9 protein-coding genes are annotated in these 9,245 nt (G+C 74.3%); 1 reads left to right on the top strand and 8 read right to left on the bottom strand.

The genetic code is table 11. The annotated features are described in order from the left end of the window. Positions 1–423 (top strand): response regulator (locus QWZ14_RS23760; protein WP_290319437.1); only part of this gene is annotated, 423 nt, incomplete at its 5' end. A 16-nt stretch (positions 424–439) separates the two neighbouring features. On the opposite strand, the gene mnhG is transcribed toward QWZ14_RS23760, so the two are convergent. The 8 genes from mnhG to QWZ14_RS23720 form a co-directional block, all read right to left on the bottom strand. Further along, positions 440–808, bottom strand: a complete 369-nt coding sequence (mnhG, locus tag QWZ14_RS23755) for a monovalent cation/H(+) antiporter subunit G (RefSeq protein WP_290319436.1) — start codon at positions 806–808, stop codon at positions 440–442. Next, on the bottom strand, positions 805–1,086 hold the full coding sequence (locus tag QWZ14_RS23750) for a K+/H+ antiporter subunit F (protein WP_290319435.1): 282 nt from the start codon (positions 1,084–1,086) through the stop codon (positions 805–807). The genes mnhG and QWZ14_RS23750 overlap by 4 nt, the downstream gene beginning before the upstream one ends. Continuing rightward, on the bottom strand, positions 1,083–1,568 hold the full coding sequence (locus QWZ14_RS23745) for a Na+/H+ antiporter subunit E (protein WP_290319434.1): 486 nt from the start codon (positions 1,566–1,568) through the stop codon (positions 1,083–1,085). Before QWZ14_RS23745 ends, QWZ14_RS23750 begins: the two co-directional genes overlap by 4 nt. Beyond that, complete coding sequence (locus tag QWZ14_RS23740) at positions 1,565–3,163, bottom strand: monovalent cation/H+ antiporter subunit D (RefSeq protein ID WP_290319432.1); 1,599 nt, start codon at positions 3,161–3,163, stop codon at positions 1,565–1,567. Before QWZ14_RS23740 ends, QWZ14_RS23745 begins: the two co-directional genes overlap by 4 nt. Beyond that, positions 3,160–3,504, bottom strand: a complete 345-nt coding sequence (locus QWZ14_RS23735; protein ID WP_290319431.1) for a Na+/H+ antiporter subunit C — start codon at positions 3,502–3,504, stop codon at positions 3,160–3,162. Before QWZ14_RS23735 ends, QWZ14_RS23740 begins: the two co-directional genes overlap by 4 nt. Continuing rightward, a complete protein-coding gene (locus QWZ14_RS23730; protein ID WP_290319430.1) occupies positions 3,504–6,401 on the bottom strand; it encodes a monovalent cation/H+ antiporter subunit A in 2,898 nt (965 codons plus the stop codon). The genes QWZ14_RS23735 and QWZ14_RS23730 overlap by 1 nt, the downstream gene beginning before the upstream one ends. A 69-nt stretch (positions 6,402–6,470) precedes the next feature. Beyond that, on the bottom strand, positions 6,471–6,944 hold the full coding sequence (locus QWZ14_RS23725; protein ID WP_290319429.1) for a PTS sugar transporter subunit IIA: 474 nt from the start codon (positions 6,942–6,944) through the stop codon (positions 6,471–6,473). Positions 6,945–7,111: 167 nt separating this feature from the next. Further along, positions 7,112–9,154, bottom strand: a complete 2,043-nt coding sequence (locus QWZ14_RS23720) for an ATP-dependent helicase (RefSeq protein WP_290319427.1) — start codon at positions 9,152–9,154, stop codon at positions 7,112–7,114. Positions 9,155–9,245 lie beyond the last annotated feature (91 nt).

Below are 9,245 nucleotides of genomic sequence, written 5' to 3'. Positions count from 1 at the left end.
GCGGCGGCGCCCGCGGCGGCGAAGGCCGCCAGCCTGGCGGTCCTGCTGGTCGACGACGATGCCCTGGTGCTGGCCAGCACGGCGGCGATGCTGGAGGATCTCGGCCACCGGGTCGTCCAGGCCGGGAGCGGCGCCGCGGCCCTCGACCGGCTGCGGGAGGGCGCCCCGGCGGAGCTGCTGCTGACCGACTACGGCATGCCCGGCATGGACGGCCTCACGCTGGCGGCGGCGGCGCGCCGGCTGCGGCCGGGCCTGCCGGTCGTGCTGGCGACCGGCTACGGCGAGCTGCCGGCGGCGGAGCAGGCCGGCTGCATCCGCCTCGCCAAGCCCTTCGGCCAGGCGGCGCTGAACGCGGCCCTGGTCGCGGCCGTCCCCGCCGCGGACGATGCGGCGGGCGACGCGGCGGTGCGGCACCCGGCCTGAGGCGCCCGGCGGCCGGTCAGGCCGGCGGCGCGTCGTCCGGCCGGGCGGCGCCGGGCACCTCCGGGTCGCCTTCCAGCCGGTCCCGGTGCAGCGCCGCCCGGCCGAGCAGCATCAGCGTCACCGGCGTGGTGACGACGACGAAGAGGCCGATCAGCACCTCGTGCAGCACCGGCCGGCCCTGCCGCGCGGAGAAGACCAGCACCGAGGCCAGCAGCACGCAGCCCATGCCGTAGGAGGTGCCGATGGTCGGCGCGTGCAGCCGCTCGTAGAAGGTCCTCAGGCGCAGCAGCCCCAGCGCGCCGGTCAGCGCCAGCCCGGCGCCCAGCAGCAGCAGCAGCGCGGCCGGCACCGCCAGCCAGATCGGCAGCTCGGCGGCGTGGCTCATTCGATCACCTCCCCCCGCATCAGGAATTTCGCCAGCGCCACGGTGCTGACGAAGCCGAGCAGCGCGATGACCATGGCGATCTCGAAGTAGATGTCGGTGCCGGAGCGGATGCCGAAGGTCAGCAGCAGCAGCATGCCGTTGACATAGAGCGCGTCCAGCCCGACCACGCGGTCCTGCGCCCGCGGCCCGCGCGCCACCCGCCAGGCGCAGCAGACGAAGGCGAGGCCAAGCATGACCTGCGCGGCCAGCAGGGCCCAGTGCAGCACGGCCTCGCTCATCGGAAGATCTCCAGCAGCGGCCGCTCGTAGTGGTCCCGGATGATGCGGGTCCAGTCGGCCTCGTCGATCAGGTCGAGCACGTGCAGCAGCAGCCAGCCTTCCCCGGCGTCGAATTCGAGCCAGGCGGTGCCGGGGGTCGCGGTCAGGATGACCGCCAGCACCGCCAGCGCCTGCGGGTCCCGCAGGGTCAGCCGGACGCGGATGAAGCCCGAGCGCCGGTCCGGCCGCCGCAGCAGGATGACCTTGGCCACGCCGATGTTGGAGCGGACGACATCCACCGCCACCTGACCGGCCAGCCGCAGGATGGTGCCGGGCCGGCGGAGGCGGCTGCGCCCCGGGCGCAGCAGCGCCAGGGCCCAGCCGCCCAGCAGCGCCACCAGCGCGCCGACCAGCGCCGGGCCGGGCTGCAGGGTCTGGTTCATCAGCAGCCACATGACGAGCAGCCCCGCCGAGAGCAGCGGGTGCGGCAGCAGCACCCTCATGGGCGGGGCACCATCACGCTGCGGACGTAGTCCTGCGGCGCGTGCAGCGAGGCCGCGGTGGCTTGCATGTAGCGGGTGACCGGCCCCGCCGCCGCGGTCATCGCGACGCAGAGGCCGAGCAGCAGCAGCACCGGCGCGATCTCCACCACGCCGACCACCGGCACGCTGCGGGTGGTGTTCCACAGGCTGCGGATGCCGGCGCGGGCCATGGCCAGCACCGTGGCGAAGCCCGAGAGCAGCAGCGCCGCCAGCAGCGCCCAGCCGCCGGGCGAGAGCGCGACCGGGCCGCGGCCGAGGCCGCCCGGGTTCAGGATGCCGGTGAGGATGGCGAATTTGCCGATGAAGCCCGACAGCGGCGGCAGCCCCGCCAGCACCAGGGCGCAGCACAGGAAGGAGAGGCCGAGGATCGCCATGGTGGCGGGGATGGCGGTGCCGACCTCGTCGTCCTCGCGGTCCTCGGCCTCGCCGTCGCCGAAGGCCTCGAGCGTCACCGCCAGCACGTCGGCGCCGATCTCGCGGCCGCGCTCCAGCAGCTCGATCAGCAGGAACAGCGCGCCGATCCCGAGCGCCGAGCTGGCGAGGTAGATCAGCGCGCCGCCGGTCACCGCAACCTGGCCGGCGCCGATGGCCGCCAGCAGGGTGCCGGAGGAGATCAGCACGCAGGCCCCGGCCAGCCGCGACAGGTCCTGCGTCGCCAGCACCGAGACGGCGCCGAAGCCGATGGTCAGGATGCCGCCCGCCAGCAGCCAGCCGCCGCCGAAGCCGGCCGAGGCGCCGGCCTCCTCGCCGAACAGGAGCAGCGACAGCCGCAGGATGGCGTAGATGCCGACCTTGCTCATCAGCGAGAAGATGGCGGCGGCCGGCGGGCTGGCGGCGGCATAGGTCGGGCCGAGCCAGAAGCCGAAGGGCCACATCGCCGCCTTGACCAGGAAGGCCATGCCGAGGATGGCCGCGCCGGCCTCCAGCAGCAGCCGGTTCTCGGCCGCCATGCGCGGGATGCGGCTGGCGAGGTCCGCCATGTTCAGCGTGCCGGCGACGCCGTAGATCATGGAGACGCCGACCAGGAAGAGCAGCGAGGCGGCGAGGTTGATCGAGATGTAGTGCAGCCCGGCCTTGACCCGCGCCACGCCCGAGCCGTGCAGCGCGAGGCCGTAGGAGGCCGCCAGCAGCACCTCGAAGAAGACGAAGAGGTTGAACAGGTCGCCGGTCAGGAAGGCGCCGTTCAGCCCCATCAGCTGGAACTGGAACAGCGCGTGGAAATGCGCGCCCATGCGCTGCCAGCGGGTGAGGGAGAAGACCAGCGCCGCGAGGCCGAGCACCGCGGTCAGCACCAGCATCAGCGCGCTCAGCCGGTCGACCACCAGCACGATGCCGAAGGTCGCCGGCCAGTTGCCGAGCCGGTAGACCTGGGCCGGGCCGCCGAGGCTCGCCTGCCAGGCCAGCAGCACGGCGACGACCAGCAGCGCCACCGCCGAGGCGATGCCGAGGCCGGCGCGGACCCGGCCGCGCTGGTCCTCCATCGGGATCATGACCGCGCCGGCCAGCAGCGGCAGGGCGATCGGCAGGATGGCGAGGTGCTGCATCCAGCCGCTCATTGCCCCGGGCCCCGGCCGTCGACGTGGTCGCCCCCGGTCAGGCCGCGGGAGGCCATCATCACCACCAGGAACAGCGCGGTGGTGGCGAAGCCGATGACGATGGCGGTCAGCACCAGCGCCTGCGGCAGCGGGTCGGCGAAGACCGCCGGGTCGCCCATGGTGTTGGGCTCGAGGATCGGCGGCCGGCCGACGGGGAAGCGCCCCATGCTGAAGATGAAGAGGTTGACCGCATAGGAGAGCAGCAGCAGCCCGATGATGAGCTGGAAGGTCCGCGGCCGCATCAGCAGCCAGACGCCGGAGCCGCCGAGCACGCCGATGGAGAGCGCCAGGATGAGTTCCATCAGAGGTCTCCTGCGAGCGCCGGCGCCGGCGCGGGGACGGGGGCGCCCAGCACCGGCCGGGCCGGCTTCGGGCTGCGGACCGACTGGTGGGCGATGGCGATGAGCATCAGCACGGTGGCGCCGAACACGAGGCCGAAGACCCCGAGGTCGAACAGCACCGCGCTGGCCAGCGGCAGCTTGCCCAGCCAGCCGAGCTCGGCATAGGCGAAGTAGGAGGTGAGGAAGGGCCGCCCCAGTGCCGTGGCGGCGGCGCCGGTGCCGGCCGCCAGCACCAGCCCGGCGCCCATCCAGCGCAGCGGCCGCACCCGCAGGTGGTCCTCGACCCAGCGGGTGCCGAAGGCCATGTACTGCAGCAGGATGGCGATCGACATCATCAGCCCCGCGGCGAAGCCGCCGCCGGGCAGGTCGTGCCCGCGCAGCAGCAGGAAGACCGCGACGGCGCAGATGACCGGGAAGAGCAGCTTCATCAGCACGCCCGGTATCAGCAGCCAGTCGCCCTCGCCGCCCTGCTGCTGCTCCGGCGCGCGGATGCTCTCGGGCGCCGGGCGGAAGCGGCGCAGCAGGGCGAAGACGGTCAGCGCCACGACGCCGAGCACCGCGATCTCGCCCAGCGTGTCGAAGCCGCGGAAGTCCACCAGGATGACGTTGACCACGTTGGTGCCGCCGCCCTCGGTATAGGCGCGCGCGAGGAAATGGCGGGAGATGCCCTCGGGCGAGGGCCGCGTCATGGTGGCGTAGGAGATCGCGGCCAGCCCGGCGCCGCTGCCGATCGCGATGGTGAAGTCGCGCGCCCGGCGCAGCCGCGGCAGCAGGGCGGCGGAGGTGCTGGTGAACTCCTGGCGCTTCGGCAGCCAGCGCAGGCCGAGCAGCAGCAGCACGGTGGTCACCACCTCGACCAGCAGCTGGGTCATCGCCAGGTCGGGGGCGGAGAACCAGACGAAGGTGAGGCAGGTGGCGAGGCCGGTGCCGCCGAGCAGCACCAGCGCCGCCAGCCGGTGGTACTTGGCCTGGTAGGCGGCGCCGATGGCGCAGCCGGCGCCGACCAGCCAGATCAGCGCGACCACCGGGTCCACCCGGGTGAGCGTCACGCCGCCGAGCCGCAGCCCGTAGGGCAGCAGCGCCAGCGTCGCGGCCAGGATGGTGCCGCAGACCATCAGCCGCAGCTGCATCTGCAGCCGGCTGGTGCCGAGCAGGCGCTCCAGCGTGCGGGCGAAGCGCCAGGAGAGGAAGACCATGGCGCGGTCGAAGATGCGGCGGCCGTCGAGGCCGCGCAGCAGCGGCGTGCCCTCGACCCCGGTGCGGAAGTGCCGCTGCAGCAGCCGGTAGAGCACCACGCCGAGCGCCAGCGCGAGCATGCTCAGCATCAGCGGGATGTTGAAGCCGTGCCAGACCGCCAGGCTGTACTCCGGCGTCCCGGCGCCCAGCACCGAGCGGACGGCGACGTCGAGGAAGGGCCCGATGGTGGCCGCCGGCAGGATCCCGACCACCATGCAGCCGAAGACCAGCACCTCGACCGGCACCCGCATCCATTGCGGCGGCTCGTGCGGGGTGCGCGGCAGGGTGTCGACGTCGGGGCCGAAGAAGGCGCCGTGGATGAAGCGCAGCGAATAGGCGACCGCCAGCACGCTGGCGACCAGCGCCGCGATCGGCAGCATGGTGTGCAGCAGCGTCGGGTCGGTGGAGGCGGACAGCGCCTCGGTGAAGAACATCTCCTTCGAGATGAAGCCGTTCAGCAGCGGCACGCCGGCCATGGCGGCGGCGGCGACCAGCGCCAGCCGGGCGGTGAAGGGCATGGTCTTGTTGAGGCCCGACAGCCGCCGGATGTCCCGCGTTCCGGTCTCGTGGTCGATGATCCCGGCGGCCATGAACAGCGAGGCCTTGAAGGTCGCGTGGTTCATGGTGTGGAAGATGGCGGCCACCATCGCCAGCGGGCTGTTGAGGCTCAGCAGCAGGGTGATGAGGCCGAGGTGGCTGATGGTCGAGTAGGCCAGCAGCCCCTTCAGGTCGTGCTGGAAGATCGCGACATAGGCGCCAAGCAGCAGGGTGACCATGCCGCAGCTGCCGAGGATCCAGAACCAGGCGTCGGTGCCGGCCATGACCGGCCAGAGCCGCGCCAGCAGGAAGATGCCGGCCTTCACCAGCGTCGCCGAATGCAGGTAGGCCGAGACCGGCGTGGGCGCCGCCATGGCCTGCGGCAGCCAGAAGTGGAAGGGGAATTGCGCGCTTTTCGTCAGGGCGCCGACCAGCACCAGCACCAGCGTCGGCAGGTAGAGCGGGTGCTCGCGGATCAGGTCGCCGGCCGACAGCACGCGGTCGAGGTCGTAGGAGCCGACGATGTGCCCGAGCAGCAGCACGCCGGCCAGCAGCGCCAGGCCGCCGCCGGCGGTGACGGTCAGCGCGATGCGGGCGCCGTCCCGCGCCGCGGCGGAATGCTGCCAGTAGCCGATCAGCAGGAAGGAAAAGAGGCTGGTGAGCTCCCAGAAGAACACGAGCTGGATCAGGTTGCCCGAGAGCACCAGCCCCATCATCGAGCCCATGAAGGCCAGCAGGAAGGAGAAGAAGCGCGGGATCGGGTCGTCCGGCGACATGTAGTAGCGGGCATAGAGCACCACCAGGAAGCCGATGCCCGCGATCATGGCGGCGAAGACCGAGGCCAGCCCGTCCATCCGCAGCACGAAGGTCAGACCCAGCTCGGGCGCCCAGGGCAGGTCCAGCCGCGGTACCTCCCCGGCCGAGACGGATGGCCAGAGCAGCCAGACCATGCCCATCGTCAGCAGCGCCACGCCGCCGGCCAGCCAGGCTTCAAGGCTGCTGCGGTTGCGCGGCAGCAGCGCCGCGACCAGCGCGCCGAGATAGGGCAGGCCGATGGCCGCCGAGAGGAACAGGGCGTCAGGCATCAGGCGCCGCCTTATGGTCGGGGCAGGGAAGGGCGGGGAGCGGCGGCGCGGGCCGGGCCGCGGCGGGCATCAGGGCAGCGCGTCGGGGCTTCGATCGTCCGCCGCCCGCAGCTTCGCCAGCGCCTCGGCGGCCGAGCCGGCCTGGCGCAGCTGGCGCGGCAGCTGGTTGTCGCGCAGCGCCCGGCAGATGCCCGACAGCGCGGGCAGGAAGCCCTCGGTCGCCGCCTCCGGCCAGAGCACCAGGAAGACGAGGTCCACCGGCTCGCCGTCCCGGGCGTCGTAATTGATGGGCCGCTCCAGCCGGGCCAGGATGGCGAGCGGCTCCTGCAGCCAGCCGAGCTGGGTATGCGGCAGGGCGACGCCCCGGCCGAGCGCGGTCGAGCCCAGCTTCTCCCGCGCCAGCAGGGCATGCAGGATGTCCTCCTTGCGGTGGTCGAGGCGGCGGGCGGCCTCGGCGGCGAGCAGGTCGAGCAGCTCTGTCTTGTTCGCGGGCCCGAGGCTCAGGATGCCGTCGGAGCCGGGGAACAGGTCGGTAATCCCCATGAGGTCCTCCTGGGTCAGCGGTGTCGGCGCGGGGATGCCGGTCTGATCGCTGCCCGGCCCGCTGCCTCGGCCTCCCTTTAGCAGGCAAGGCGCGGCTTGGGACCTCTCGCCGGGCGGAAATGCGGCGCCGGAACCCTTCGTTGCGCAGGGCGGCGCGCCGACCCTCCCTAGCGGGCCGCCCGGGCCGCCCGGGCCGCCTGGCGGGCGGCGAATTCGGCCACCAGCCGGTCGGTCTCGGCCTGGCTCGGCGGCGTCACCGGCCGGGCCGGGGCCGTCCCGGCGCGGGAGGGCCGCGGTGCCGCGGCGCCCTGCAGCAACGCCTTCGGGATCTCGGCCAGGAAGCGCGAGGGCTTGCCGGCCCAGTCCCGCCGCTGCCGCACCCAGCCCAGTTGCAGCGTGTGCCGGGCGCGGGTGACGCCGACGTAGAACAGCCGCCGCTCCTCGGCGATGGCGCCCTGCTGCTCGGCCTGCCAGTGCGGCCAGACGCCCTCCTCGAGCCCGGCCAGCAGCACGTGGTCGAATTCCAGCCCCTTGGCCCGGTGCAGCGTCATCACCTGCACCGCGTCGGTCGCCTCGGCCTCGCCCGGCATGGCGCCGAGCGCGGCGCCGTCGCAATAGGCGGCGACGCTGCCCGCCTCCGCCGCGGCCTGCAGCATGGCCGCCCAGGCTTGGCCGGGCCGGCCCCCGGGGGCCAGGCGCTCGGCGATCTCGCTCGCCTCGGCCGCCAGCCGCAGCGCATCGGCCGGGCCCAGCCGGCGGCGGGCGACCCCCGCCGCGATCTCGCCGGCGACGCCGAGCACCGCCTCCAGCCCCTGCCGCTCCTTCGGGGTGGCCGGCAGGGTGGCGACCGCCTGGGCCAGGGCGAGGCCGCCCGCCGCCGCATGCTCCCGCAGCCGGCCGAACAGCGCCCCGCCGATGCCGCGGGCGGGGAAGGCGCAGGCGCGGCGGAAGGCATCGTCGGCGGCCGGGTCCCAGCGGCCGCCGTCCCCGCGGCTCATCGCCAGCCGCAGCCAGGCGACGGTGGCCAGCACCTCCTTCGGCGGCTCCGGCTCGCGGTCGGTCACCAGCCGCACCGGGACGCTGGCCTGGCGCAGGGCGGCGAGGATCGGCTCGGCCACGAAGCCGGCGCGGACCAGCACCGCGCATTCCCGCCAGGGCAGCTCGGGCAGCCGGCGCCGCAGCGCCTGCACCCAGGCGAGGGCGGCGCGGCCGTCGTCCTCGGGCGTCGGCACCTCGCGGATGACGATGGCGGCGCCGGGCGGGGCCGCCGGGTCGGCCGGGCGCAGCAGCTTCGGCAGCGCCTCCGGGTCCTCGGCCGCGACGGCATTGGCGGCGCGCAGGATGGTCGGGGTCGAGCGGTAATTGGTCTCGAGCTTCAGCGGCGCCGGCGCCGCCTTGTAGTCCTTGCGGAAGCGCCGGATGTGGCCGACGTCGGCGCCGCGCCAGCCATAGATCGCCTGCAGGTCGTCGCCGACCGCGAAGACCCGGCCGGGCTGGCCGGCCAGCAGCCGCACCAGCGCGTGCTGGGCATGGTTGGTGTCCTGGTACTCGTCGACCAGGATCTCGGCCCAGCGGGACGACCAGTGGGCGGCCAGCGCCGGGTCGGCCTGCATGGCCAGCACCGGCCGCGCGATGAGGTCGTCGAAGTCGAGCGCCTGCCGCCCGGCCAGCGCGGTCTGGTAGGCCGGCAGCAGGGCCGCCGCCTGCGCCAGCACCTCCGGCTCGAACCGCGCCACCGCGCCGGAGCGCGGCAGCCGGCGGGGGTCGGCGACCAGCCCGTTCTTCAGCAGCGAGACCGCCTCCTGCAGCAGCCCGGCCGCCTTCGCGTCGCGCAGGCCGCCGGCCTGCATCAGCAGCTCCCGGGCGTCGCCCTGGCCGAGGATGGCGAAGCCGCGGGGCAGGCCGGGCACGCCGCCGCCGTCCTCGATCAGCAGCCGGGCCATGACGGCATGGAAGGTGCCGACCCAGCGCGGCGTCCGCTCCGGCCCGAGCAGGGCCAGCAGCCGGCCGCGCATCTCCCCGGCGGCCTTGGCGGTGAAGGTGATGCAGAGCAGCCGGTCGGGGGCCTCGCCGCCGAGGATGAGGCCGGCGACCCGGCGGATCAGCGTCTCGGTCTTGCCCGAGCCGGCGCCGGCCAGCACCAGCACCGGGGCGGCCGCGGTCGCGGCGGCCCGCTGCGCCGGGTTCAGGCGCGCGAGGTGGTCGGTCATGGCGGCGGGCCGGGCGCGGCTAGAACAGCGTGGTCTGCGGCCGCACCGACGCGGCGGCCGGCTTGCGGCGGGGCGGCAGCGGCGGCGGCGG

This window comes from Paeniroseomonas aquatica, from assembly GCF_030409335.1.
Classification (GTDB): domain Bacteria; phylum Pseudomonadota; class Alphaproteobacteria; order Acetobacterales; family Acetobacteraceae; genus Belnapia; species Belnapia aquatica.
Note: the sequence above shows the minus strand (reverse complement) of the source record. Positions and strands in the feature narration are given on the sequence as shown.

What these genes read in the sequence shown, in the direction of transcription:
- mnhG (WP_290319436.1), bottom strand. Translation starts at nt 808, where the DNA reads ATGAGCCACGCCGCCGAGCTGCCGATCTGGCTGGCGGTGCCGGCCGCG.
- QWZ14_RS23750 (WP_290319435.1), bottom strand. Translation starts at nt 1,086, where the DNA reads ATGAGCGAGGCCGTGCTGCACTGGGCCCTGCTGGCCGCGCAGGTCATG.
- QWZ14_RS23745 (WP_290319434.1), bottom strand. Translation starts at nt 1,568, where the DNA reads ATGAGGGTGCTGCTGCCGCACCCGCTGCTCTCGGCGGGGCTGCTCGTC.
- QWZ14_RS23740 (WP_290319432.1), bottom strand. Translation starts at nt 3,163, where the DNA reads ATGAGCGGCTGGATGCAGCACCTCGCCATCCTGCCGATCGCCCTGCCG.
- QWZ14_RS23735 (WP_290319431.1), bottom strand. Translation starts at nt 3,504, where the DNA reads ATGGAACTCATCCTGGCGCTCTCCATCGGCGTGCTCGGCGGCTCCGGC.
- QWZ14_RS23730 (WP_290319430.1), bottom strand. Translation starts at nt 6,401, where the DNA reads ATGCCTGACGCCCTGTTCCTCTCGGCGGCCATCGGCCTGCCCTATCTC.
- QWZ14_RS23725 (WP_290319429.1), bottom strand. Translation starts at nt 6,944, where the DNA reads ATGGGGATTACCGACCTGTTCCCCGGCTCCGACGGCATCCTGAGCCTC.
- QWZ14_RS23720 (WP_290319427.1), bottom strand. Translation starts at nt 9,154, where the DNA reads ATGACCGACCACCTCGCGCGCCTGAACCCGGCGCAGCGGGCCGCCGCG.